Source organism: Herbaspirillum robiniae (assembly GCF_002213415.1).
GTDB lineage: Bacteria > Pseudomonadota > Gammaproteobacteria > Burkholderiales > Burkholderiaceae_D > Herbaspirillum > Herbaspirillum robiniae.
The window spans coordinates 209,502-232,032 of the sequence record NZ_NJGU01000003.1 but is presented as its reverse complement, the minus strand read 5'-3'; the positions used below and the strand labels follow the sequence as shown (position 1 = coordinate 232,032).

Annotated in this window: 26 protein-coding genes; 13 read left to right on the top strand and 13 right to left on the bottom strand. The window is 64.7% G+C overall.

All coding sequences use genetic code 11. From position 1 onward, the window contains the following. The 3 genes from ilvC to CEJ42_RS06745 all read right to left on the bottom strand — a co-directional run. The coding region (gene ilvC / locus CEJ42_RS06755; protein ID WP_088750428.1) for a ketol-acid reductoisomerase at positions 1 to 822 on the bottom strand (822 nt) is incomplete at its 3' end. 65 nt (positions 823 to 887) lie between these two features. Continuing rightward, positions 888 to 1,379: an acetolactate synthase small subunit gene (ilvN, locus tag CEJ42_RS06750; RefSeq protein WP_079214366.1), complete on the bottom strand. Its 492-nt coding sequence runs from the start codon at positions 1,377 to 1,379 to the stop codon at positions 888 to 890. 2 nt (positions 1,380 to 1,381) lie between these two features. Next, positions 1,382 to 3,100 (bottom strand): acetolactate synthase 3 catalytic subunit, encoded by a 1,719-nt coding sequence (locus CEJ42_RS06745; protein WP_079214365.1) that lies wholly within the window; start codon positions 3,098 to 3,100, stop codon positions 1,382 to 1,384. Positions 3,101 to 3,648: 548 nt separating this feature from the next. Between CEJ42_RS06745 and CEJ42_RS06740 the strand changes: the two genes are divergently transcribed. From CEJ42_RS06740 to CEJ42_RS06720, 5 genes are all read left to right on the top strand, one after another. Then, on the top strand, positions 3,649 to 4,215 hold the full coding sequence (locus CEJ42_RS06740) for an RNA polymerase sigma factor (protein ID WP_079214364.1): 567 nt from the start codon (positions 3,649 to 3,651) through the stop codon (positions 4,213 to 4,215). Next, entirely contained in the window at positions 4,212 to 4,616 is a 405-nt protein-coding gene (locus CEJ42_RS06735; protein ID WP_079214363.1) for a DUF3619 family protein, read from the top strand. Before CEJ42_RS06740 ends, CEJ42_RS06735 begins: the two co-directional genes overlap by 4 nt. Before the next feature lie 73 nt (positions 4,617 to 4,689). Next, a complete protein-coding gene (locus tag CEJ42_RS06730) occupies positions 4,690 to 5,418 on the top strand; it encodes a DUF3106 domain-containing protein (RefSeq protein ID WP_420840748.1) in 729 nt (242 codons plus the stop codon). Positions 5,419 to 5,674: 256 nt separating this feature from the next. After that, positions 5,675 to 6,238, top strand: coding sequence for an RDD family protein (locus CEJ42_RS06725; RefSeq protein ID WP_088750426.1), 564 nt, complete (start codon positions 5,675 to 5,677; stop codon positions 6,236 to 6,238). Between the two features lie 99 nt (positions 6,239 to 6,337). After that, positions 6,338 to 7,267: an esterase/lipase family protein gene (locus CEJ42_RS06720; RefSeq protein ID WP_088750425.1), complete on the top strand. Its 930-nt coding sequence runs from the start codon at positions 6,338 to 6,340 to the stop codon at positions 7,265 to 7,267. 112 nt (positions 7,268 to 7,379) lie between these two features. Here the strand turns inward: CEJ42_RS06720 and CEJ42_RS06715 are convergent, their stop codons facing one another. Together CEJ42_RS06715 and CEJ42_RS06710 are read right to left on the bottom strand one after the other, a co-directional pair. Further along, entirely contained in the window at positions 7,380 to 7,727 is a 348-nt protein-coding gene (locus tag CEJ42_RS06715; protein ID WP_088750424.1) for a hypothetical protein, read from the bottom strand. Positions 7,728 to 7,894: 167 nt separating this feature from the next. Beyond that, positions 7,895 to 8,740 (bottom strand): ferritin-like domain-containing protein, encoded by an 846-nt coding sequence (locus tag CEJ42_RS06710; protein WP_088750423.1) that lies wholly within the window; start codon positions 8,738 to 8,740, stop codon positions 7,895 to 7,897. A 120-nt stretch (positions 8,741 to 8,860) separates the two neighbouring features. On the opposite strand from CEJ42_RS06710, the gene CEJ42_RS06705 reads away from it, so the two are divergent. Together CEJ42_RS06705 and hslO are read left to right on the top strand one after the other, a co-directional pair. Then, positions 8,861 to 9,385: a gamma carbonic anhydrase family protein gene (locus CEJ42_RS06705; RefSeq protein WP_079214357.1), complete on the top strand. Its 525-nt coding sequence runs from the start codon at positions 8,861 to 8,863 to the stop codon at positions 9,383 to 9,385. 21 nt (positions 9,386 to 9,406) lie between these two features. Then, positions 9,407 to 10,339, top strand: coding sequence for an Hsp33 family molecular chaperone HslO (gene hslO, locus CEJ42_RS06700; protein WP_079219026.1), 933 nt, complete (start codon positions 9,407 to 9,409; stop codon positions 10,337 to 10,339). Between the two features lie 91 nt (positions 10,340 to 10,430). On the opposite strand, the gene CEJ42_RS06695 is transcribed toward hslO, so the two are convergent. Beyond that, entirely contained in the window at positions 10,431 to 11,147 is a 717-nt protein-coding gene (locus tag CEJ42_RS06695) for a pseudouridine synthase (RefSeq protein WP_079214356.1), read from the bottom strand. After that, positions 11,140 to 11,967: an RNA methyltransferase gene (locus tag CEJ42_RS06690; protein ID WP_079214355.1), complete on the bottom strand. Its 828-nt coding sequence runs from the start codon at positions 11,965 to 11,967 to the stop codon at positions 11,140 to 11,142. Before CEJ42_RS06690 ends, CEJ42_RS06695 begins: the two co-directional genes overlap by 8 nt. A 277-nt stretch (positions 11,968 to 12,244) precedes the next feature. Here CEJ42_RS06690 and CEJ42_RS06685 point away from each other — a divergent pair, with 277 nt between their 5' ends. The 3 genes from CEJ42_RS06685 (at position 12,245) to CEJ42_RS06675 (ending at position 14,448) form a co-directional block, all read left to right on the top strand. Beyond that, positions 12,245 to 13,042, top strand: coding sequence for an inositol monophosphatase family protein (locus CEJ42_RS06685; RefSeq protein WP_079214354.1), 798 nt, complete (start codon positions 12,245 to 12,247; stop codon positions 13,040 to 13,042). 81 nt (positions 13,043 to 13,123) lie between these two features. Beyond that, the gene (locus tag CEJ42_RS06680) at positions 13,124 to 13,678 is read left to right on the top strand and encodes a VOC family protein (RefSeq protein WP_079214353.1); all 555 of its coding nucleotides are present in this window, start codon (positions 13,124 to 13,126) and stop codon (positions 13,676 to 13,678) included. Positions 13,679 to 13,695: 17 nt separating this feature from the next. Beyond that, positions 13,696 to 14,448 carry an alpha/beta fold hydrolase gene (locus CEJ42_RS06675; RefSeq protein ID WP_088750422.1) on the top strand — a complete coding sequence of 251 codons (753 nt, stop codon included), beginning with the start codon at positions 13,696 to 13,698 and terminating at the stop codon, positions 14,446 to 14,448. 1 nt (position 14,449) lies between these two features. Here the strand turns inward: CEJ42_RS06675 and CEJ42_RS06670 are convergent, their stop codons facing one another. Next, positions 14,450 to 14,914, bottom strand: coding sequence for a winged helix-turn-helix transcriptional regulator (locus CEJ42_RS06670; RefSeq protein WP_088750421.1), 465 nt, complete (start codon positions 14,912 to 14,914; stop codon positions 14,450 to 14,452). A 92-nt stretch (positions 14,915 to 15,006) separates the two neighbouring features. On the opposite strand from CEJ42_RS06670, the gene CEJ42_RS06665 reads away from it, so the two are divergent. The 3 genes from CEJ42_RS06665 (at position 15,007) to CEJ42_RS06655 (ending at position 17,629) form a co-directional block, all read left to right on the top strand. Further along, a complete protein-coding gene (locus CEJ42_RS06665) occupies positions 15,007 to 15,324 on the top strand; it encodes a DMT family transporter (RefSeq protein WP_088750420.1) in 318 nt (105 codons plus the stop codon). 225 nt (positions 15,325 to 15,549) lie between these two features. Next, a complete protein-coding gene (locus CEJ42_RS06660; RefSeq protein ID WP_088750419.1) occupies positions 15,550 to 17,106 on the top strand; it encodes a DEAD/DEAH box helicase in 1,557 nt (518 codons plus the stop codon). A 37-nt stretch (positions 17,107 to 17,143) separates the two neighbouring features. After that, a complete protein-coding gene (locus tag CEJ42_RS06655) occupies positions 17,144 to 17,629 on the top strand; it encodes a GNAT family N-acetyltransferase (RefSeq protein ID WP_088750418.1) in 486 nt (161 codons plus the stop codon). A 68-nt stretch (positions 17,630 to 17,697) separates the two neighbouring features. Here CEJ42_RS06655 and CEJ42_RS06650 read toward each other — a convergent pair whose 3' ends face one another. The 5 genes from CEJ42_RS06650 to argH form a co-directional block, all read right to left on the bottom strand. After that, a complete protein-coding gene (locus CEJ42_RS06650; RefSeq protein ID WP_088750417.1) occupies positions 17,698 to 18,498 on the bottom strand; it encodes a class II aldolase/adducin family protein in 801 nt (266 codons plus the stop codon). A gap of 4 nt (positions 18,499 to 18,502) precedes the next feature. Further along, positions 18,503 to 19,339, bottom strand: a complete 837-nt coding sequence (locus CEJ42_RS06645; RefSeq protein WP_079214346.1) for an ABC transporter substrate-binding protein — start codon at positions 19,337 to 19,339, stop codon at positions 18,503 to 18,505. Between the two features lie 63 nt (positions 19,340 to 19,402). Further along, a complete protein-coding gene (locus tag CEJ42_RS06640) occupies positions 19,403 to 20,170 on the bottom strand; it encodes an amino acid ABC transporter ATP-binding protein (RefSeq protein ID WP_088750416.1) in 768 nt (255 codons plus the stop codon). Beyond that, on the bottom strand, positions 20,167 to 21,066 hold the full coding sequence (locus tag CEJ42_RS06635) for an amino acid ABC transporter permease (protein ID WP_079214344.1): 900 nt from the start codon (positions 21,064 to 21,066) through the stop codon (positions 20,167 to 20,169). Before CEJ42_RS06635 ends, CEJ42_RS06640 begins: the two co-directional genes overlap by 4 nt. Then, positions 21,063 to 22,496 (bottom strand): argininosuccinate lyase, encoded by a 1,434-nt coding sequence (gene argH / locus CEJ42_RS06630; protein ID WP_079214343.1) that lies wholly within the window; start codon positions 22,494 to 22,496, stop codon positions 21,063 to 21,065. The genes CEJ42_RS06635 and argH overlap by 4 nt, the downstream gene beginning before the upstream one ends. Between the last annotated feature and the right edge of the window lie 35 nt (positions 22,497 to 22,531).

The following is a 22,531-nucleotide window of genomic DNA, read 5'->3' as shown; positions in this document are numbered from 1 at the left end:
CATCACCGCCTTGCTCTCTTCGTTGATGATGCGCGGGCCGGTCACGTACTCGCCGTATTCGGCGTTGTTCGAGATCGAGTAGTTCATGTTGGCGATGCCGCCTTCGTAGATCAGGTCGACGATCAGCTTCAGTTCGTGCAGGCACTCGAAGTAGGCCATTTCCGGCGCGTAGCCGGCTTCCACCAGGGTTTCGAAACCGGCCTTGATCAGTTCGACGGTACCGCCGCACAGCACGGCCTGTTCGCCGAACAGGTCGGTTTCGGTTTCTTCACGGAAGTTGGTTTCGATGATGCCGGCGCGACCGCCGCCGTTGGCGGTGGCGTACGACAGGGCCACGTCACGGGCGCTGCCGGACTTGTCCTGGTACACGGCGATCAGGTGCGGCACGCCGCCACCCTGGCTGTAGGTCGAACGCACGGTGTGGCCCGGCGCCTTCGGCGCGATCATGATCACGTCCAGGTCGGCGCGCGGCACCACCTGGCCATAGTGAATGTTGAAGCCGTGCGCAAACGCCACGGTGGCGCCCTGCTTGGCGTACGGCGCCACGTTCTCGGCATACACCTGGCCGATGTTTTCATCCGGCAGCAGGATCATGATGACGTCGGCTTCCTTGACCGCGTCGTTGACTTCGGCAACCTTCAGGCCGGCCTTCTCGGCCTTGCTCCACGATGCGCCGCCCTTACGCAGGCCAACGGTCACCTTGCAGCCCGAATCCTTCAGGTTCAGCGCGTGCGCGTGACCTTGCGAACCGTAACCGACGATGGTCACGTTCTTGTTCTTGATCAGGGACAGGTCTGCGTCTTTGTCGTAAAAAACTTTCATGATTTTTCCTATGTTCCGAATAACTTGATTTGAATGTGTGTGATTGCGTTGCTTGCTGCGGCCGTTCAGATCTTCAGGATCCGTTCGCCGCGGCCGATGCCGGAGCCGCCGGTACGTACCGTTTCCAGGATCGCCGTGCGATCCATGGCGTCGATGAATGCGTCCAGCTTGCTCTTGTTGCCGGTCAGTTCGATCGTGTAGGTCTTCTCGGTGACGTCGATGATGCGGCCGCGGAAAATGTCCGCGGTACGCTTCATCTCTTCACGCTCCTTGCCCACTGCGCGCACCTTGATCAGCATCAGTTCGCGCTCGATATGCGCGCCTTCCGTCAGATCGACGACCTTCACCACCTCGATCAAGCGGTTCAGGTGTTTGGTGATCTGTTCGATCACATCGTCCGAGCCGGAAGTCACGATGGTCATGCGCGACAGGGTCGGGTCTTCGGTGGGTGCAACGGTGAGCGTTTCGATGTTGTAGCCGCGTGCGGAGAACAGGCCCACGACGCGGGACAATGCGCCGGCTTCGTTTTCCAGCAGCACAGAAATGATATGGCGCATGATTACAGATCCTCCGAACCCAACAGCATCTCAGTCAACCCCTTGCCCGCCTTGACCATCGGCCAGACGTTCTCGGTTTGATCGGTGATGAAGTTCATGAAGACCAGCCTGTCTTTCATTGCAAAGGCTTCGCGCAGGGCGCCATCGACGTCGCCCGGCTTCTCGATTTTCATGCCGACGTGGCCATAGGACTCCGCCAGCTTGTTGAAGTCGGGCAGCGAATCCATGTAGGACTCGGAATAACGGGAGCCGTAGTCGATCTGCTGCCACTGGCGCACCATGCCCAGGAAGCGGTTGTTGAGCAGAATGATCTTGGGCGTCAGGTGATACTGCTTGCAGGTCGCCAGCTCCTGGATGCACATCTGGATCGAGGCTTCACCCGTAATGCAGGCCACGGTGGCGTCGGGATTGGCCTTCTGCACGCCCATGGCGTACGGCAGGCCCACACCCATGGTGCCCAGGCCGCCGGAGTTGATCCAGCGGCGCGGCTTGTCGAAACCGTAGTATTGCGCGGCCCACATCTGGTGCTGGCCGACGTCGGAGGTGATGAAGGCGTCGCCCTTGGTGACTTCCCAGACCTTCTGAACCACCGCCTGCGGCTTGATGAATTCATCGGACGTAGCGAACTTCAGGCAGTCGCGCTTGCGCCATTCGTTGATCTGCTTCCACCAGTTGTCCAGCGCGGCGCCGTTCTGTTTGGTTTCCGCGGAATCCAGCTGGGCCAGCAGCTCTTGCAGCACGTCCTTGACGTTGCCCACGATGGGGATGTCGACCTTCACGCGCTTCGAGATCGACGAGGGGTCGATGTCGATGTGGATGATCTTGCGGGCGGTGGAGGCGAAGTGCTTGGGGTTACCGATCACGCGGTCGTCGAAGCGCGCGCCGATGGCGATGAGCACGTCGCAGTGCTGCATGGCCATGTTGGCTTCGTAAGTGCCGTGCATGCCGGGCATGCCGACGAACTTGTCGCTCGAGGCGCGATAGGCGCCCAGGCCCATCAGCGTATTGGTACAGGGATAACCCAGGCGGTCGACCAGCTTGTTGAGCTCAGGCGCCGCATTGGCCAGGATGATGCCGCCGCCGGTGTAGATCATCGGGCGCTCGGCCGCCAGCAACAGCTGCAGCGCCTTGCGGATCTGGCCCGAGTGGCCCTTGTCGACCGGCTTGTACGAACGCATCTCGACGCTCTTCGGATACTCGAAGGCGCAGGTATGCATCGTGATGTCTTTGGGGATGTCCACCAGCACCGGACCCGGACGACCTGTCGTGGCGATGTAGAACGCCTTCTTGATCGTTTCCGCCAGGTCCTTCACATCCTTCACCAGGAAGTTGTGCTTGACGCAGGGACGGGTGATGCCGACGGTGTCGCACTCCTGGAACGCATCCTGGCCGATGGCGGTCGACGGCACCTGGCCGGAGATCACCACCATCGGGATGGAATCCATATAGGCTGTCGCCAGGCCGGTCACCGCATTGGTGACGCCGGGGCCGGAGGTGACGATGCACACGCCGACCTTTTCCGAGCTGCGCGAATATGCGTCCGCAGCATGCACGGCAGCCTGTTCGTGACGAACCAGGATGTGCTGGAATTTGTCTTGTTTGAAGATTGCGTCGTAGATATAGAGGACGGCGCCACCAGGATAGCCGAAGACGTGTTCAACACCTTCTTCAGCCAGGCAACGGACGAGTATATCCGCGCCGGTGATTTGCTCAGCACTCATGCTGCTTCCTTTCAAGGTCCATTGGAAATTGATCGGATGTTCTCTCCTGACGGAATCGTATTGGTCGTCTTGCCGGCGGCGTCCCTTTTTTGTGCGGTCACGTCATTTCTGCGCCTCAACCGTAGTGAGGTTCGAAATGCCGCTCAACGCGACTCGTTCAGCCTTGGTACAAGATGGACTACTACTGATTCCTCGCGCTTGTGGCACGGGTTAGAACAAACAAGCTTTAAATCTTAAAGCGGCGTCTCCGGACCGGCACGACCTTATGTGAAGCACCGGCGAAGAACATAAACGCCCCAAGTGTGGGAGGCGGGAGATAGGACAGTAATGCGTTGCATCATTTTGGTCAAGCGAAATCCTTCGAAGGTCGCCCCGCCACTCGCGTTTTATGCGGCGTTTCGGGATAAACACCACGACAAGCATGGCCATTTTTGCTAGGATTCGGTCTGCTTTTTGAAGAATTTTTGCATTTTTCTGCACTTCCCAGCCGGATCGCGGCTCTCACGAGCCCACCGATGTCCGACTGCCCCATCCGGCAACCTCAATGCATGGCAACTGACAAAGAACTCTCCGATTTTCTTGAAAGTGTCGAACGCCGCGCCTTCAAACAGGCGGTGTATGCCGTACGCAAGGACGAGGCCGCGCTGGACATTGTTCAAGATGCCATGATCAAGCTCGCCGAGAAATACGGCGACAAACCGGTGGACGAACTGCCGATGCTGTTCCAGCGCATCCTGCAGAACACCATCCACGATTTCTTCCGGCGCGAAAAGGTGCGCAACACCTGGGTCAGCCTGTTCTCCAGCTTCGGCGACGGCGAGGGCCAGGAGGATTTCGACGTGCTGGAAAGCCTCGAGTCCGAGGACGGCTCCCAGGCCGCCGAGTCCAGCGCCGACAAGGTCGAGCGCGAGCAGACGCTGATGCTGATCGACGCTGAAATACAAAAGCTTCCGACGCGTCAACGGGAAGCCTTCCTGATGCGTTACTGGCAGGACATGGACGTGGCGGAAACGGCCGCCGCCATGGGTTGCTCCGAAGGAAGCGTCAAGACCCATTGCTCCCGTGCAACTCATGCGCTGGCTCAAGCCCTCAGAGCCAAAGGAATCACATTATGAACAACAAGGAACTGCAATTCGCCTATAAGGTGAAGCTGGCGCTCGACGCCAACCTGGACAACCTGTCCGACGACACCCTGCAAAACCTGGCGGCTGCCCGCCGGGTGGCGTTGGCTCGCAAAAAACACGTGCCGATGACGGTGCGCGTCGAGCAGCCGGTCTTCGCGGGCGCCTTCGGCGGCACGATGTCGTCCGACAAGAGCTCCTGGCTCGGACGCCTGGGCGTGATGCTGCCGCTGCTGGCGGGCATCATCCTCTTCGCCGGCATCTACCAGCACGAAAACGCCAAGCGCGTGGACGACCTCGCCGAGATCGACGCGGCCGTGCTGTCCGACGAACTCCCGCTGTCCGCTTACCTGGACCACGGCTTCAACGCTTTCCTTGCTGAAAAGGGCGAATAACACGATGCGCAACACCACCGGCTCCAAGACTCAGGTTTCCGTCCGCCTTTCGCGTATTGCGTTGGCGATGGCAATGCTGGCCGGTGGCTTGACCTGCGCATGGTCGCTGGCGCAGAACGCGCCCGCCGCCGCCCCTGCTCCCGCCGCGGCACAGCCGGCTGCGGCAGCGCCGGCCGCTGCACAGACGCCGGCCAAGGCCGGCGCCAGCGCCAAGGCCATCGCAAAGAAACCGGACAACAAGCTGGCTTGGCCCAGCCTGTCGGCGCCACAACAACAGGCGCTGGAGCCGCTGTCGGGCGAATGGGCCAAGATGAGCGACCTGCAGAAGGAAAAATGGCTGGTCATCAGCAAGAAGTACGCGCACATGAAGCCCGAGGAACAGCAGCGCCTGCATGACCGCATGCGCGACTGGGTCAAGCTGACGCCGGCACAGCGCAGCGCGGCGCGCACCAACTACGCGCGCGCCAAGAAGCTCGATACCGAAGAAAAGAACGAGCAGTGGAACAAGTACCAGCAGCTGTCCGCCGAGCAGAAGAAGAAACTGGCCCAGGCCAAGCTGCCCAAGCGCGTGGCCAAGCTGCCGTCCACGCCGGGCAATGCCGCGCCCACCATCCAGTTACCGGCTGAAGCACTGGATCGCCCGCTGCCTCCCGCCCCCGCTCCGGCGCCGGTGATCGCTCCTGCCGTCGCCCCCGGCTCCCAGGCCGCTCCGCAGCCCGCAGTTGCGACGCCGGCTCCGGCTACCGCGGTCGCGCTGGGCGGCGTCATTCCGGCATCGGCCGCGGTCGCCGACAGCAAGTAAGCGAGTCGCCAGCTTCTCGCCTCGCCGGCCGGCGCATCTGCCGCCGCCCGCCCCTCTCCCCCGATCAAACCGTACAACCGCACAACCGCGCGATCGCATGCCGCATCCGCGGATAGCATGCTTTGCCATCCCTCCTCGCCTTGCGCTCGGTCAATCCATGCCATAGGCAAGTCCCGCCGATTGCTTTACCATCTGCAAGCCCGATGGGGAGCCACATCGCCTGCCGGGAACCACCACCACACCACCGCGAGACTCCATGCAGGACATGACCACGCCTTCGCTGCGCCGCCGCCTCAGCAGCATGCTCTACGAATCCATGCTGCTGTTCGGCGTCCTGTTCATGTCCGGCTGGCTGTTTTCCACGCTGCTGCAGCAACGCCATGCGCTCTACCTGCGCCACGCGATGGAGGCCTGGCTGTTCCTGGTGCTGGCGGCGTATTTCATCTGGTTCTGGACCCATGGCGGGCAGACGCTGGCGATGAAGACCTGGCGCTTCAGGCTGGTCGATACGGCCGGCAACCCGGTCGGGTTGTGGCGCGCGACCTTCCGCTTCCTGCTGGCCTGGCTGTGGGTGCTGCCCGGACTGGCACTGGCCTCGGCCGTGCACGGCAGGCAATGGGCGCTGGTGCTGATTCCGGCCGCCAATGTGCTGCTGTGGGCGCTGGCCATCCGGCTCGACCCGCAACGCCAGTTCCTGCACGACCGCATCGCCGGCACCCGCCTGGTCAACGCGGCGCTGCCGGCCAAGCCGCAAAAGCCGGAATCCGCGCCGGCCGGCACGCCCGGGAAGGGCGAAATCCCGCCGGAAATGTCTTCATAAAAATGTCTTCATAAGACGGTCACAGGGCTCTGCTATGCTCCCCGGCAACCGCATGCTTCGGCATGTCCGCCCACCTGATCGCATCGGACCCGGCCACGCATGATTTCGCGCATCTCCAGAACCCTGCTCCTGATCCAGCTCGGTATTGCGGTCCTGTTCTACTTCCTGCTGCGGCATTTCGACTGGCCCATCGTCGTGGCGGCGCTGGGCGGCATCTGCATCGTGCTGCTGCTGCGCGCGCAGATCACCGCCAACAGCTTTTTCCTCACCTGGCCCTATCGCGGCCGCACCGCCAACCCGGTCGAGATCACCTGGCTGCAGATCAGCCGGCTGTTCCTGCGCGAATTCCGCGCGACCATGTTGTGCTCGTCCTGGGCCATGCCCTTCCTGCGCTTCGACCAGTTCACCTACCCCGACACCACCTCGCTGCCGGTGCTGCTGATCCACGGCTACGGCTGCAACAGCGGCTACTGGCGCTGGATGAGCCTGGAGCTGCGTGAAGCGCACATCACGCACTATGCGCTGGACATGGAACCCGTGTTCGGCAGCATCGACGGCTATGCCCCGCTGGTCGACGCGGCAGTGCGGCGCGTGCTGGAAGAAACCGGGCAGAAGAAGATCGTCATCCTCGCCCACAGCATGGGCGGCCTGGCCGCACGCGCCTATCTGCGCGACCACGGCGGCGACCGGGTGGCCAAGGTGATCACCCTGGGCTCACCGCACCACGGCACGGCGATCGCCAACTTCGGCATCGGCATCAACTGCGGTGAAATGAACTGGCTGGGCCGCTACGAGGAAGGCCAGAGCAGCCCGTGGCTGCAGAACCTGGCGGCCACGGAAGACGCCGATGGGCTGGCCTCCATCGTTTCCATCTACTCCCAGCACGACAACATCATCTCGCCGCAGAGCTCGGCCCACCTGGAAGGCGCCTGGAACATCCCGGTCATCGGCATCGGCCATGTGGCGCTGGCGCTGGAGCCGTCAATCCAGAAGATGGTCATCGAAATCATCCACAACACGCGCGACTGAATGCCGAATGCCGGCCCGATACGGCGCCCCAAAAGAAAAAGCCTCCTGACGGAGGCTTTTTTTCATCGCCGGCGCGCAGCGCAATCGGCACAATCGGCACAATCGGCGCAGCTTACTTCTTGGACGCGTCCTGGATCTTCTGGCCCGCTTCTTCCATCTTCTCGCCGGCCTTCTGGGTCAGCTCCTTGGCGCCTTCCTTGGTTTTCTCATAGGCGCTCTGGGCGTCGGCCTTGGCCTTGTCCATCGCCTCGCCCAGCTTGCTGCCGGTATCCGAGGACTGTTCCCTGGCCTTGCCGGTCGCCTCTTCGATCTGCTTGCCGGCTTCCTGCACGGCGCCGTCGATCTTCTTGCCCAGCGCCTCGGCCGGGCCGGGTTCTTCCTTCTTCTGGCAGGCGGCCAGCAAGGTGGCCGCGGCGCCGACCATGGCGATGCCGATCAGCAGCTTGGATATTTTCTTCATCTTGTCATCCTTTCCTGGAAAAACGGCCCTTGTGGACCGCAAACCCGGCGACGATAGCACAGCCTTGCAAGCTGCTTGGCCCCAAAAATGAAACACCGGTGTAAAAACAGCAGCTTTCCATTTCACACCTGAAACCCTTTGAATAAAGCCGGAGAGCGGCGGCCCGATCAGCCCGTCACATCCTTGAACATCAGCAGCTCCTCCTCCGAAAACCCGGCCGCCTTGCGCGCCTCCAGGTTGAACGGACCGCGCAATGGCGGCGCCTTGTACTTCACGCACATGGCGGCGAAGGTCGCGATAGGATCGAGCCCGCGCTGCTCGCACAGCCAGTTGAACCAGCGGTTGCCGATCAGCACATGGCCGATCTCGTCGCGCATGATGATGTCCAGGATGTCGGCAGCCGCCACGTCGCCCGCCTGCGCCAGCTTGGCGCGCACCGGGGGCGCCGCGTCCAGCCCGCGCGCTTCCAGCGTGCGCGGCACCAGGGCGATGCGGGCCAGCACGTCGGCGCCGGTCTTCTCGGCCATTTCCCACAGACTGTTGTGGGCGCTGAAGTCGCCATAGGCGTAGCCCAGCGCCTGCAAGTGGCCGGCCAGCAATGAATAGTGATAGGCCTCTTCGGCCGCCACCTGCAGCCAGTCGGCGTAAAAATCGCGCGGCATGCCGGGGAAGCGCCAGACCGCATCCAAGGCAAGGTTGATGGCGTTGAACTCGATGTGGGCCAATGCGTGGATCAGCGCCGCGCGGCCTTCGGGCGTGGCCATGGAACGCAGCTTCACCTGCAGCGGCGGCACCAGCTCGGGTTTTTCAGGCCGGCCGGGAATGCCCTTGCCCGATTCGGCCGCCGCCAGATCCGCCTCTTCCAGCGCCAGGGCGCCGCCGTGCCAGGCCGCATGCAAGGCCTGCACGGCGGCGCATTTCACGGCCGGCGTAATTTCCTTCAGGCAATACAAGGCGCCGGCGCGCAGGCCGGTGAATGAAAAGTCTTCAACTGGGGATGAGGCGTGATCCAAGGATGCTTCTTTCAAGGGACGGTAAAATATGCGGTTGATGACGCCGGCATTGCCACCATATGAGGTGGCAAGCGACAGAGGCGGGTTCGCAACAGGCTGCACAAAGGAGACAATTTTATTATGGCCATCTATCAGTTGGAGCAGGACATCCCCGAAATCCACGAAACCGCTTTCGTGGCCGAATCGTCGACCGTGGTCGGCAAGGTCAAGATGGAACCGCACTCCAGCGTCTGGTTCAACGTCGCCATCCGCGGCGACAATGAACTGATCACCATCGGTGAAAACAGCAACGTGCAGGAAGGCGCGGTGCTGCACACCGATATCGGTTATCCGATGGTCATCGGCAAGAATGTGACAGTCGGCCACCAGGCCATGCTGCACGGCTGCACCGTCGGCGACGGCGCGCTGATCGGCATCCAGGCCGTGGTGTTGAACGGCGCAAAGATCGGCAAGAACTGCCTGGTCGGCGCCGGCGCGCTGGTGACCGAAGGCAAGGAGTTTCCGGACAACTCGCTGATCATCGGCGCCCCGGCCAAGGCCGTGCGCCAACTGTCCGAAGAAGATATCGCGCGCATGCATGCCGGCACCGACAGCTACGTGCTGCGCGCGCAACAGTTCAAGGCCAAGCTCAAGCGCATTGCTTGAATGGCAACCCAGAAGGAAACGATGAAAGACACGCTGCAAAAATTCCTGGTCGACAACGCCCCCATCCGCGGCGAACTGGTCGAGATCTCCGACACCTGGCGCCAGGTGCAGGCCCGCCGCGAGTATCCGCCGGCGGTGAAGACCCTGCTGGGCGAGATGCTGGCGGCGGCCGCCCTGCTCTCGGCCAACCTGAAGTTCAACGGCATGATCGTCATGCAGATCCATGGCGACGGCCCGGTCAAGCTGCTGGTGGTGGAGTGCGACTCCGAGCTGCACCTGCGCGCCACCGCCAAGCTGGCCGACGGCGCGCAGATCGCCGATGACGCCTCGCTGGGCGACCTGATCAACGCCGGCGGCAACGGCCGCTTCGTGATCACGCTCGATCCCAAGGACAAGCTGCCCGGCCAGCAGCCCTACCAGGGCATCGTGCCGCTGGACGGCGAGAGCGTGGCCACCGTGATCGAAAACTACATGCTGCGCTCCGAGCAGCTCGACACCAAGCTGTGGCTGGCCGCCGACAGCCAGGTCTCGCGCGGCCTGCTGCTGCAAAAACTGCCCAGCGAAGGCGGCGTCAACGCCCCGACCGCCAAGGCCGAAGGCAGCGAGCACGACGCCTGGGAGCACTTCGTCATGCTGGGCAATACGCTGCGCCGCGAAGAGCTGCTCTCCACCGACATCGCCACGCTGATGCATCGCCTGTTCTGGGAAGAGACCATCCGCGTGTTCGACCCCGCGCATCCCGGCTTCCATTGTTCCTGCTCGCGCGAGAAGGTCGGCAACATGCTCAAGATGCTGGGCCGCGAAGAGGTGGAAGACGCGCTCACGCAGATGGACAAGCTGGGCATCGACTGCGATTTCTGCGGCCAGCACTATGAGTTCGACGCCGTGGACTGCGCCCTGCTGTTCGCCAGCGATGTCGCCGGCAGCACCGAGGCGGGCCAGGCGCGTCACTGATTCGCCGCTCCCGGAAAACAAAAACGCCATCGTGAACACGATGGCGTTTTTTATGGCCGGCGAACCGTCGACGAACGACGCTGAACCCGGATCAGTCCGGCACCAGCAAGGCCATCTGCGCCTCATCCAGGAAGATCCACTCGCCCTCTTCCAGCTCCAGCGCCTCCAGCTTCAGCCCACCGATGGCGGTGCGGCACAGCGCGCTGCAATGGTTGCCGGCGGCGGCCAGCATGCGTTTGACCTGGTGGTACTTGCCCTGCTCCAGCACGATCTCCAGCAGGTTCTCGCCCAGCTTGCGGCAGCGCGTGGCGGCCAGCGGCGCGGGCTCGTCGTGCAGTTGCACGCCGCCGAGCAGCTGGGCGACCAGGGCGTCGGTCACCGGTTCGGCGGTGGTGGCCGCGTAGACCTTGGGCACGTGGCGCTTGGGCGAGGACTGCGCATGGATGAAGGCGCCGTCGTCGGACATCAGCAACAACCCGGTGGTGTCGTGGTCAAGCCGGCCCACCGGCTGCACGTCGCGCCAGGTGAACTGCTCCGGCAATATCGTCAGCACGCCGGGATGGTGGCTGGGCTTGCGCGAGCATTCGATGTTTGGCGGCTTGTTGATGGCGATGTAGACGTGTTCGCGGTACGCCCACTCCTCCTCGAAGATGGTCAGCACCAGGCCCTTGGTGTCGGGCGTGGCGCGGTAGTCGTCCACCACCTCGCCGTTGACGGCGACTTCGCCGTCGTCGATCAGCTCGCGGCAGTACTTGCGGGAACCGAAGCCCTGCGATTGCAGGATGCGGTCCAGGGTCAGCTTAGCCATGTTCAGGCCCTCCTTCTTCGTTCTTGCGGGCCTTCGCTTGCTTGGGCTCCAGGATCTGGCGGGCGATGCCGCGCAGGATGTTGACTTCCTCGGTTTCCAGCTGGGCGCGCGCGAACATGCGCTTCAAGCGCGGCATCAGCTTCTTCGGGTTGTCGGGGTTGAGGAAATCGATCGCCACCAGCGCTTCTTCCAGGTGCGCGAACATGCCTTCGATCTCGGCGACGCCGGCGCTGCTGCCCTGGAAACCGACCTCGCCCGGCGCGCGCGCGTCGCCGCTGGTGCGCATCGGACCGCCGCGCAGTTCCAGCTCGGTCATGCGGCACTCATAGGCCAGCACCTGCACCGCCTGCGACAGGTTCAGCGAGGAGTAATCGGGATTGGCCGGGATGTTGATGAGCGCCTGGCATTTCTGCACCACCTCGTTGGGCAGGCCGAAACGTTCGTTGCCGAACAGCAGCGCCGCGTTCAGGCCGGTGTCCTGCGACAGCTGGCCGGCCAGCTCGCGCGGGGTGACCACCGGCGGCGAAAATTCGCGCAGGCGGGCGCTGACGGCGGCGGCGAAGTTGCAACCTTGCAACGCTTCTTCCACGCTGCCCACCACGCGCGCATTCTGCAACACGTCCAGTGCGCCGCTGGCGAAAGCCACGGCCTCGTCCTCCCGGACCGCGTCCGGAAAGCGCGGATTGACCAGCACCAGCTCGGAAAAGCCCATGGTCTTGATGGCCCGCGCGGCCGAGCCGATGTTGCCCGGACTGCTGGTATTGACCAACACAAAGCGCAGGCGAGTGAAAAGAGAGTGTTCGGATTCTTGCTTGTTCATTTAAAATAGCGGGATTCGCGCCCGGAAAGCCGAAGTTGGCAAAGCGCCAACCAAGCCATTTTCCGGCAAGCCCGCAAGCATACAGCCTGCGGATGGCGCATCGCTCATTAATTTCATTGTCGCAAGGTCGCAAAGTCGTTTGCAACTGCTGTGCTTTCTTTCGCACGCATGCCGGCGCCGTGGTTTCACGGCAACGCATTCGCGAAAGGGAGACGGGGTCGACGGTCAGCAACGCAGTCACCGGGGACGGTGACGCAATTTTAACGGAACCATCGGAATGATCATCCCACCCATGCTCAATACGGCGATCAAGGCAGCTCGCCGCGCCGCAACCATCATCAACCGGGCGTCCTTCGACGTTTCCCTGTTGAAAGTCTCCAAGAAATCGCACAACGACTTCGTCACCGAAGTCGACAAGGCTGCAGAAGACGCGATCATCGAAGTGCTGAAGAACGCCTACCCTGACCACGCCATCCTGGCCGAAGAGTCCGGCGCGTCCGACAACCTTCACGACGAGAATGAAAACGTCTGGATCATCGATCCGCTGGACGGCACCACCAACTTCATCCACGGCTTCCCGCAATACTGCGTCTCGATCGCGCTGCAGCAGCGCGGCATCATCACGCAGGCCGTAGTCTACGACCCCACCCGCAACGACCTGTTCACCGCCTCCAAGGGCGCCGGCGCCTACCTGAACGAAAAGCGCATCCGCGTGGGCAAGCGCGACAAGATCGCCGACGCCCTGATCGGCACCGGTTTCCCCTTCCGTGACCTGGACGGCCTGAACGAATACGTCAAGATGTTCAAGGTCATGACCGAGCACAGCGCCGGCCTGCGCCGCCCGGGCGCCGCCGCGCTGGACCTGGCTTACGTCGCCGCCGGCCGCCTGGACGGCTTCTTCGAGAAGGGCCTGAAGCCCTGGGACATCGCCGCAGGCTCGCTGCTGGTGACCGAAGCCGGCGGCATCGTCGGCACCTTCGAAGGTGAATCGGACTACCTCTACAAGGGCGACGTCATCGCCGGCAGCCCGAAGATTTTCGCTCAGCAAGTGAATCTGCTGTCCGAATTCGCCTAATTTGCATACACTGCTCTCCTGATCATTCGCCGGCAGGCCCCTGCGACAAGATGGGCCACCGGCGATGACCGAGGAGACGACATGCCCATCCAGCCTATCCAGCCTGTTGCGCCCGCCGGCGCCAGCCAGACCTCCCCGCCCTCCCCCGACGCTTCCTGCGTCCTGCCGCCCGGCTACCATAGCGTCACCCCTTATCTGATCGTCAACGGCACCGCTGCGGCCATGGACTTCTACCGTCGCGCCTTCGGCGCCGAGGAAATCATGCGCCTGGACGGTCCGCACGGAAAGATCTGGCATGCCGAAATCCAGATCGGCAATGCGCGCGTGATGCTGGCCGACGAATATCCGGAAATGGGCTTTGTCAGTCCGCAGACGCTGGGCGGCGCGGGCGTGAGCCTGCTGGTCTATGTGGCCGACGTCGACGCCGTGTTCGCCCAGGCCGTCGAGGCCGGCGCGGTGCAGCTGCGCGCCGTGCAGAACCAGTTCTACGGCGACCGCTCCGGCATGCTGCGCGATCCCTACGGCCACGTCTGGTCGATCGCCACCCACGTGGAAGACCTGAGCACCGAAGAAATCTGCGCGCGCTCGCGCGAACTGCTGGCGCGGCGCTGCAAGAAGAGCGCCGAAAGCGCCTGACCGGCAGAAGGACGACGATGCCATTTGCGCTGAGCGACGGACGCAGGATTCACTATCAGGTCGAAGGCGAAGGTCCGCCGCTGCTGCTGCACCACGGCTTCACCAGCAGCCTGGAGGCGTGGCGCTTCTTCGGCTTCGCCTCTGCCCTGCGCGAGCGTTACCAGGTCATCATGTTCGACGCGCTGGGCCACGGACTAAGCGACAAACCCCACGACACCGCCGCCTACAGCCAGCCGCAGCGCTGCCGCGACGCGCTGGCGGTGCTCGATGCGCTGGGCATCGCGCGCGCCCATTTCTTCGGTTATTCGCTGGGCGGCTGGGTCGGCTACGGCCTGGTGCGGCACGCACCCGAGCGCCTGGCCAGCCTCATCCTGGGCGCCGCCCATCCCTATGAAGACCGCAGCTGGGGCGGCTTCGCCGGCATCGACGGACGCGATCCGGAGCAGTTCATCTCCACCTTCGAAACCCTGCTCAATGAAGCCATCTCGCCGCAGGTGAAGATGCTCATCCGCGGCAACGACCTGGTGGCGCTGGCCGCCGCCGCCCAGCAGCCGCGCCCTTCGCAGGAAGACCTGCTGGCGCGCATGGCGCTGCCCTGCCTGCTGTTCTGCGGCGACGCCGACGCCCGCCATGGCGCCGTGCAGCGCACCGCGGCCTTGCTGGCGCAGGGAGAGTTCGTCAGCCTGCCGGGCGTGACGCACTTCGGCGGCCTGATGCAAAGCGAGCTGGTCCTGCCGCCGGTGATGGATTTCCTGGCGCGCCGGCGCTGATTCAGCGCAGCCGGTGCACGAGGCGCCCGGCAGTCTCCTGCGCCGGCGACTGCGCGTCGAAGCGCTCGCGCGCCGCCTGCAGGTCGCCGTGATGGCGTTCGGCCCAGTTGTCGAGGGCGATGAGGGTTTCCGACAGGGACTGGCCCAGCGGCGTCAGTTCGTACTCCACATGCAGGGGAGACCGGCCCGTCCCCTTCAGCTCGCAACGCAGCACCAAGCCGTTGCGCTCCAGCTCCTTGAGCGTGTGCGTCAGCACCTTTTGCGAAATGCCTTCTATCCTGCGCAACAGCTCGCCGTTGCGCGCGGGTCCCGCGGCCAGGGCCGGAAAGATCAGCAGCTGCCACTTGCCCGCCACCAGCTCCAGCGCGCGACGCGAGGGGCAGGCCTCGGCGAAGACGCTGGCCGGCGCGCCGGTGGCGGCTTCAGGGGTGGCGTCGGGGACGGCGATCGGCTCGTTGGAATTCATGGTCGCTCATGGTTACCAAAAGGTGCGTCATTGCGGGGCTGGCGGCCGTCGCCTAAGCTGGCCGCCTGTTCAATCATGCATCGGAGGAATCGATGGCCTGGATCTACCTGGCACTGGCAAGTGTAGTGGAAATCATCATGGCGATCTCGCTGAAGTACGCGCTGGGCTGGACGCGCCTCGTGCCCAGCATGGTCGGCGTGGCGGCCGCGGCCGGCAGCGTACTGTTCCTGACGCTGGCCATGCGCAGCCTGCCGGCCGGCACCGCCTACGCGATCTGGACCGGCACCGGCTCGGTGGGCGTGGCGGTGCTGGGCATCTGGCTCTTCAACGACGCGCTGTCGCCGCTGCGCATCCTGTGCATCGGCCTGATCGTGGCCGGCACCATCGGGCTGAGGATGCTGGACGCCTGAGTGGCCGGACGCGTGCGGGCTCGTGCGGAACCAGGCGCCAGGGTCGCAGACGGCCGGACGGTTGAGCTGGAGAAAATAATTCCCTGCCGATGCGGTGACGGCTGTTATACTGCGGCCTGCGCGGCACACCACCAGTCAAGTCCGCCGTCCTCTCCAAGTTTCAACCCCGTCTGCCTGCGACTGGCGCCCATTGCGGCGACAGGCCGAACCCATTTTCAGAGTCTCATGTCATTTTCCGCGCTCGGCTTGTCCGACGAAATCGTTCGTGCCGTTTCCGAACAAGGCTATACCTCCCCCACCCCGATTCAAGCCCAGGCCGTCCCTGCCGTGCTCACCGGCGGCGACCTGCTGGCCGGCGCCCAGACCGGCACCGGCAAGACCGCGGGCTTCACCCTGCCGTTGCTGCAGCGCCTGTCGTCCATGCCGCGCAACAAGGTCAACGGCCAGATTCCCATCCGCGCGCTGATCCTGGCGCCCACCCGCGAACTGGCGGCCCAGGTTGAAGAAAGCGTGCGCCAGTACGGCAAGTACCTGCCGCTGACCTCGGCCTGCATCTTCGGCGGCGTCGGCATCAACCCGCAGATCGCGCTGCTGAAGCGCGGCGTCGACATCCTGGTCGCCACGCCGGGCCGCCTGCTGGACCACATGCAGCAAGGCACCGTGAACCTGCAGCACATCCAGATCCTGGTGCTGGACGAAGCCGACCGCATGCTGGACATGGGCTTCATCCGCGACATCCGCAAGGTGCTGGCCGCGCTGCCGCCCAAGCGCCAGAACCTGCTGTTCTCGGCCACCTTCGCCGACGAAATCAAGAAACTGGCCGACAGCCTGCTGTCGAACCCGGCCCTGATCGAAGTGGCGCGCCGCAACTCCACCGTCGAAGTCATCGCGCAGAAGCTGCACCCGGTCGACCGCGACAAGAAGCACCCGATGCTGGCGCACCTGATCAAGACCCACCAATGGAAGCAGGTGCTGGTCTTCACCCGCACCAAGCACGGCGCCAACAAGCTGGTCGAGCAACTGGGCCGCGACGGCATCACCGCCATGGCGATCCACGGCAACAAGAGCCAGTCGGCGCGCACCAAGGCGCTGGCCGAGTTCAAGGACGGCAAGCTGACCGCCCTGATCGCCACCGACATCGCCGCCCGCGGCATCGACATCGACCAGTTGCCGCACGTGGTCAACTATGACCTGCCCAACGTGCCGGAAGACTACGTCCACCGCATCGGCCGTACCGGCCGCGCCGGCGCAACCGGCGAAGCCGTGTCGCTGGTGTGCATCGACGAACGCGACATGCTCTACGACATCGAGCGCTTCATCAAGCGCGAGATCCCGGTGGAAGTGATCCCCGGTTTCGAACCCGACCCGACCGCCAAGCCGCAGCCCATCCAGCTGCGCAGCGGCGGTGGTCGCCACCAGAACGGCGGCGGTCGCGGCGGCCAGCGCAATGCGCCGCGCGCCGGCGGCCAGCCGGCCAAGCCGGCCCAGGGCCAGGCGCCGCGCAATGCCGGCGGCAACGGTAACGGCAATGGCAATGGCGGCGGCAATCGCAACGGCAGCGGCCAGCAGGCCAAGCCGCGCGCTCCCGGCAACGGCGGCCCGAACGCTGGCAACCAGCAACGCAAGCCGGCGCGTGCGCCGGGTGCGCACTCGGCCTCCGGCAATGGTGGCGGCAGCGGCGGCGGCAATCATGGCGGCGGTCAACAGCGCAGCCACGGCCAGCAGCAACGCCAGGGCGGCGCCAAGCCGTCGGCATTGACGCACGGCGGTCCGCGCAAGTAACCTGCTTCGTCTTAAGCAAATACGAAGAAGGGAAGACATGGGTATCGACATCGTGAAGGCAGATCTGGGCAATCCGGCGCACGCCGAGGCCCTGTTCGAAACGCTCAACGCCTACGCGTCCGACGCCATGGGCGGCGGCAAGCAACTGACTGATTTCGTGCGGGCCAACCTCGCCGCGGAACTGAAGAAGCGCCCCACCGCCCACGTCTTCCTGGCCTTCGACGGTGCGACGCCGGCCGGCCTTGCGACCTGCATCGAGGGTTTCTCGACCTTTGCCTGCAAGCCCCTGCTCAACATCCACGACCTCGCCGTCATGCCGCAGTACCGCGGCCAGGGCATCGCCCGCCGCCTGCTGGCCCGCGTCGAGGACGAGGCCCGCGCGCTGGGCTGCTGCAAGGTCACGCTGGAAGTCCTGGAAGGCAATGCCGTGGCGCGTTCGCTGTATCGCTCCTGCGGCTTCGACGGTTACGAGCTCAAGCCCGAAACCGGCAAGGCGATGTTCATGCACAAGCCGCTGGCCTGACCGATCCCCGCGCAAGAAAAAACGCCCGCATCAGCCGATGCGGGCGTTTGTTTTTGCGCGACCGGCATTCAGCAGCGATACGTCGCGCCCTCGGTCTCGATCAACCGCAGCGCAGCCTGCCACGCCAGGTCGATGATGCCGCTGGCGTTGTCGTTGCCGAACTGCCCCGCCGTGCGCAGGCGCACCGCCTCCGGCGGCAGGTTCAGCTCCTGCCCGCCCGCCAGCGCCGCCACCTGCGCCTGGCAGGCGCGTTCCAGGAAATAGATCTCATGGAAGGCCTCGGCCACCGTCGCGCCCGCGGCCAGCAGGCCGTGGTTGCGCAGGATCATCGCCTTGTGCGCGCCCAGCGCCGCCACCAGCCGTTCGCGCTCCTCCAGGTCGAGCGCGATCCCTTCGTAGTCGTGATAGCCCAGCTTGCCGTAGAACTTCAGCGCGTGCTGGCTGATCGGCAATAGCCCCTGCCGTTGCGCCGCGACCGCGATGCCGGCCGTGGTGTGGGTGTGGATCACGCAATGCAGGTCGGGACGCGCCTTGTGCACCGCCGAGTGGATCGTGAAGCCGGCCTTGTTGACGCGCTGCGCGGGTGTCGCCCCGGGACCGGTCTGCAACGCGCGGCCGTCCTCGTCGACCTTGACCAGGTCGGACGCGCGCATCTCATGAAACAGCACGCCGTAGCGGTTGATCAGGAACTGCCCGCCCTGGCCCGGCACGCGCGCCGAGACATGGGTGTCGATCAGGTCGGTCATGCGGAAATGCGCCAGCAGCCGGTACAGCGCGGCCAGCTCGCAACGCGCCAACCATTCCGCGTCGCCCGCGCCTCCCAGGCCCAGCGCGCGGGCAGCCGCGTCTTCTGCGCGCAATGCGTCCATGGGCTTATTTCCCCTGGTTCAGCGCGGCCGGCATGGCGCTGCTCTGCAGCTTGTACTTGGCCAGCAGCTTGTCGTAGGTGCCATTGGCCTGCAGGCGCTTCAAGGCCGCCAGCACCGCGTCGCGCAGCGCCGGTTCGTTCTTGGAAACGGGGATGCCGGTTTCCTGGGCGAACAGCGGCTGGCCCAGCACCACGTAGGTGTTGGCTTCCATGGTCTGGAAGTACGGCAGGGTCTCGCTGCCCTGGACGGCGACGTCGATGCGACCGGTCTTCAACTGGGTGCGAGCATCCACCGAGCCTTCGGTGCCGATCACGGTGATGGCCGGCTTGCCCTTGGCTTCGCAGTTGTCCTTGCTCCAGCCGGCGATCTGGCCCGGCCAGTTGGTGTTGCGGCTGGCGCCGACCTTGGTGCCGCAGACGTCGGCGACGCCCTTGATCTTGCCGGCGTTGGCCTGCAGCGTGAAGAACTGCGGGCCGGTCTTCATGTAGTCGATGAAATCGGCGACCTTCTGGCGTTCGGCGGTGTCGCTGATGGCGACCATGGCGATGTCGACGCGGCCGGTGGCCAGCGAGCTGAACACCTGGGCGAACGCGGTTTCCTGGTATTCCACCTTCAGGCCCAGCTCCTTGGCGATGGCCGCGCCCAGTTCGATGTCCAGGCCCATCAGCTCGCCGGTGGCCGGGTCCTTGTAGGCGATGGGCGGGTAGTTGGCCTGCGATGCGATGACCAGCTTGCCCGCTTTCTTGATGCGATCCGGCAGGTCGGCGGCGTGGGCGGCGACGGATGCGGCAGCCATGGCGAAAGCGGCGAGGCCGAACAAGGTCTTGTTCTTCAGATTCACGGGATTCCCCTTCAGGTTAATAAGGACGGCAACAGACGGTTCAAGACAATACGATCAACAGGCTCACGCCAGGATGGCCGCGATGAATTCCTGCGTGCGGCGATGCTGCGGCCGCGCCAGCACTTCGGAGGGCGTGCCCGATTCCAGCACCTGGCCGCCGTCCATGAACACCACCCGGTTCGAGACCTCGCGGGCAAACCCCAGCTCGTGCGTCACCACGATCATGGTCATGCCGCTCTTTGCGAGGTCCTTCATCACCGCCAGCACTTCGCCGACCAGCTCCGGGTCGAGCGCCGAGGTCGGCTCGTCGAACAGCATCAGCTTGGGCTTCATGGCCAGCGCGCGGGCGATCGCCACGCGCTGCTGCTGGCCGCCCGAGAGCTCCGAGGGATAGGCGTCGGCCTTGCCGGCCAACCCCACCCGCGCCAGCAGCGCCAGCGCCTCTTCCTTCACATCTGCGCGGCGGCGCTTCTGGACCACCACCGGGCCTTCCATGATGTTCTGCAACGCGGTCATGTGGGCGAACAGGTTGAAGCGCTGGAACACCATGCCGCTGGCCAGGCGCTGGCGGGCGATCTCGGTGTCGGACAGCTCGACCAGCTGCTCGCCGCGGCGGCGATAGCCCAGCAGCTCGCCGCCGACCCAGATGGCGCCGCCGTCGGTTTTCTCCAGCTGGTTGATGCAGCGCAGGAAGGTGCTCTTGCCCGAGCCCGAGGGCCCGACGATACAGGTCACCGCGCCGGCCTCCACCTGCAGGTTCACACCCTTGAGCGCGTGGAAGGCGCCGTAATACTTTTGCACTTCGTGTGCGACGATCATCGGTTCGCTCATGCCTGTTCTCCCTTGGCGGCATCGGCTTTCCTGAGCGCGGAGCGGGGCCGCACCACGCGGCGCTGTTCGCGCGAGAAGGCCTTTTCCAGGAAATGCTGGCCGATCGAGAAGATGGTCACCACCGCCAGGTACCAGACGGTGGCCACGATCAGCAGCTCGATCACGCGCGCGTTGGCGAAGTAGATGGTCTGGGCGTTGTGCAGGATCTCCGAAAACTGGATCACGCTGGCCACCGAGGTCAGCTTGATCATGCTGATGACTTCGTTGCCCACCGGCGGAATGATCACGCGCATGGCCTGCGGCAGCACGATGCGGCGCAGCGCGGTCAGGCGCGTCATGCCGATGGCCTTGGCCGCTTCGGTCTGGCCGTTGTCCACCGCCAGGATGCCGCCGCGCACCACTTCCGCGGTATAGGCGCCCTGCCCGATTCCCAGGCCCAGCAGGCTGGCGATGAAGGGTGTGATGACGTCCACCGTGCGCGCCTCGAACAGGCCGGGGATGCCCATGGTCGGGAACACCAGCGCCAGGTTGAACCACAACAGCATCTGCAGCAGCAGCGGCGTGCCGCGGAAGAACCAGATGTAGAACGCCGCCACCGCGCGCAGCAAGCGGTTGGGCGACATCACCATCACCGCGAACACCACGCCCAGCACGATGCCCACCACCATGGCATAGATCGTCATCAGGATGGTGTTGAGCAGGCCGTGCATGATCACCTTGGCGGTCATGAACTGCGCCACCACCTTCCACTCGATCTGGCCGTGCACGAAGGCGTTGGCGATGAAGCCCAGGCACAGCAGGATCACCAGCGCCGAGAACCAGCGGCCGTAGAAGCGCCGCGGCACCACCTTCAGGTGGTCGATCGCGTACGGCGACGGGGAAGATGTGGTGCTCATGCTGCCTCTCCTGCGGGTGGCATTGGGGATTTCTCGGTCCAGGCGCGCTGCAGGATGACGGTCGCGGCCAGCCGTTCGAGCTGGGCCTGCACCTGCTGCGGCGCGGTGCCGCCGTAGCCGCTGCGGGCGTTGACCGCCGCTTCTGGCGTCAGGACCTCGCGCACGGCGGGCTTGAGATGTTCGCTGATGGCGCTCATGTCGGCGTCCGACAGCTGGTGCAATTCGACGCCCAGGTCTTCGCAGCGGCGCACCATCTCGCCGGTGATCTCGTGCGCCTGGGCGAACGGCACGCCGCGGCGCGACAGCCAGTCCGCCACTTCGGTGGCCAGCGTGAAGCCCTGGGTGGCGTCGGCGCGCATGCGCTCTTCGTTCACGCGCAGGGTGCGCATCATCCCGGCCATGGCCGGCAGCACCATGTGCAGCACGTCGATGGCTTCGAAGGCGGAATACTTGTCTTCCGACAGGTCGCGGTTGTAGGAGAACGGCAGCCCCTTCAGCGCCACCAGCATGTCCATCATCAGCGCGATCAGGCGCGCCGAGCGGCCGCGCGTGAGTTCGGCGATGTCCGGGTTCTTCTTCTGCGGCATGATGGAGCTGCCGGTGGAGAACGCATCGTCCAGTTCCACCCAGCGGAACTGGCGCGAGGTCCACAGCGTGACTTCTTCCGCCAGGCGCGACATGTGTGTGCCCAGCATGGCGCAGACGAACAGGAATTCGGCCACGTGGTCGCGGCTGCCGACGGCGTCGATGGAGTTTTCACAGGGCGCGTCGTAGCCCAGTTCGGCCGCCGATATCTCCGGATGCAGCGCGATCGCCGAACCGGCCATGGCGGCCGCGCCCAGCGGCGAGCGCGCGCTGCGGCGGTCCCAGTCGGCCAGGCGCGAAAAGTCGCGGCTGAAGGTCTGCGCATGCGCCAGCAACTGGTGGGCGAACACGATGGGCTGCGCCGCCTGCAGATGGGTGAAGCCCGGCGCCAGCGTCTGCGTATGGCGCCCGGCCTGCTCCATCAGCGCATCCTGCAGGTCCAGCAGCATGGCGCCGATCACGCGGCTTTGCTCGCGTAGGTAGAGCTTGAGGTTGTTGGCGGCCTGGTCGTTGCGCGAGCGGCCGGCGCGCAGCTTGGCGCCGGTGGCGCCCAGCGCCTCCACCAGCACGCGCTCCATGAAGGTATGCACGTCCTCGTCGGAGGGCTTGGGCTGGACCTCGCCGCTGGCGATGGCGGCGTCCAGTTCGGCCAGCTTGGCCACGATGGCGGCGCACTCGGCGTCGTCGAGCACGCCGGCGCGCAGCAGCTCGCGCGCGTGGGATTGCGAGGAAACGATATCAAAACGGGTCAGGCGGAAATGATCCAGCCCGCCGCGCGACAGCCTCATCAGGGCTTCAGCGGGCGGCGAACGGAAACGCGCTCCCCACAGCCGGGTCTCACTCATTCTGTATTCCTTGTCATCTGGTCGTGGCGGATGTT

Excerpts from the sequence above, each read along its gene's own strand:
- ilvN (WP_079214366.1), bottom strand. The coding sequence starts at position 1,379 with ATGCGCCATATCATTTCTGTGCTGCTGGAAAACGAAGCCGGCGCATTG.
- CEJ42_RS06745 (WP_079214365.1), bottom strand. The coding sequence starts at position 3,100 with ATGAGTGCTGAGCAAATCACCGGCGCGGATATACTCGTCCGTTGCCTG.
- CEJ42_RS06740 (WP_079214364.1), top strand. The coding sequence starts at position 3,649 with ATGGCAACTGACAAAGAACTCTCCGATTTTCTTGAAAGTGTCGAACGC.
- CEJ42_RS06735 (WP_079214363.1), top strand. The coding sequence starts at position 4,212 with ATGAACAACAAGGAACTGCAATTCGCCTATAAGGTGAAGCTGGCGCTC.
- CEJ42_RS06730 (WP_420840748.1), top strand. The coding sequence starts at position 4,690 with ATGCTGGCCGGTGGCTTGACCTGCGCATGGTCGCTGGCGCAGAACGCG.
- CEJ42_RS06725 (WP_088750426.1), top strand. The coding sequence starts at position 5,675 with ATGCAGGACATGACCACGCCTTCGCTGCGCCGCCGCCTCAGCAGCATG.
- CEJ42_RS06720 (WP_088750425.1), top strand. The coding sequence starts at position 6,338 with ATGATTTCGCGCATCTCCAGAACCCTGCTCCTGATCCAGCTCGGTATT.
- CEJ42_RS06715 (WP_088750424.1), bottom strand. The coding sequence starts at position 7,727 with ATGAAGAAAATATCCAAGCTGCTGATCGGCATCGCCATGGTCGGCGCC.
- CEJ42_RS06705 (WP_079214357.1), top strand. The coding sequence starts at position 8,861 with ATGGCCATCTATCAGTTGGAGCAGGACATCCCCGAAATCCACGAAACC.
- hslO (WP_079219026.1), top strand. The coding sequence starts at position 9,407 with ATGAAAGACACGCTGCAAAAATTCCTGGTCGACAACGCCCCCATCCGC.
- CEJ42_RS06695 (WP_079214356.1), bottom strand. The coding sequence starts at position 11,147 with ATGGCTAAGCTGACCCTGGACCGCATCCTGCAATCGCAGGGCTTCGGT.
- CEJ42_RS06690 (WP_079214355.1), bottom strand. The coding sequence starts at position 11,967 with ATGAACAAGCAAGAATCCGAACACTCTCTTTTCACTCGCCTGCGCTTT.
- CEJ42_RS06685 (WP_079214354.1), top strand. The coding sequence starts at position 12,245 with ATGATCATCCCACCCATGCTCAATACGGCGATCAAGGCAGCTCGCCGC.
- CEJ42_RS06680 (WP_079214353.1), top strand. The coding sequence starts at position 13,124 with ATGCCCATCCAGCCTATCCAGCCTGTTGCGCCCGCCGGCGCCAGCCAG.
- CEJ42_RS06675 (WP_088750422.1), top strand. The coding sequence starts at position 13,696 with ATGCCATTTGCGCTGAGCGACGGACGCAGGATTCACTATCAGGTCGAA.
- CEJ42_RS06670 (WP_088750421.1), bottom strand. The coding sequence starts at position 14,914 with ATGAATTCCAACGAGCCGATCGCCGTCCCCGACGCCACCCCTGAAGCC.
- CEJ42_RS06665 (WP_088750420.1), top strand. The coding sequence starts at position 15,007 with ATGGCCTGGATCTACCTGGCACTGGCAAGTGTAGTGGAAATCATCATG.
- CEJ42_RS06660 (WP_088750419.1), top strand. The coding sequence starts at position 15,550 with ATGTCATTTTCCGCGCTCGGCTTGTCCGACGAAATCGTTCGTGCCGTT.
- CEJ42_RS06655 (WP_088750418.1), top strand. The coding sequence starts at position 17,144 with ATGGGTATCGACATCGTGAAGGCAGATCTGGGCAATCCGGCGCACGCC.
- CEJ42_RS06650 (WP_088750417.1), bottom strand. The coding sequence starts at position 18,498 with ATGGACGCATTGCGCGCAGAAGACGCGGCTGCCCGCGCGCTGGGCCTG.
- CEJ42_RS06640 (WP_088750416.1), bottom strand. The coding sequence starts at position 20,170 with ATGAGCGAACCGATGATCGTCGCACACGAAGTGCAAAAGTATTACGGC.
- CEJ42_RS06635 (WP_079214344.1), bottom strand. The coding sequence starts at position 21,066 with ATGAGCACCACATCTTCCCCGTCGCCGTACGCGATCGACCACCTGAAG.
- argH (WP_079214343.1), bottom strand. The coding sequence starts at position 22,496 with ATGAGTGAGACCCGGCTGTGGGGAGCGCGTTTCCGTTCGCCGCCCGCT.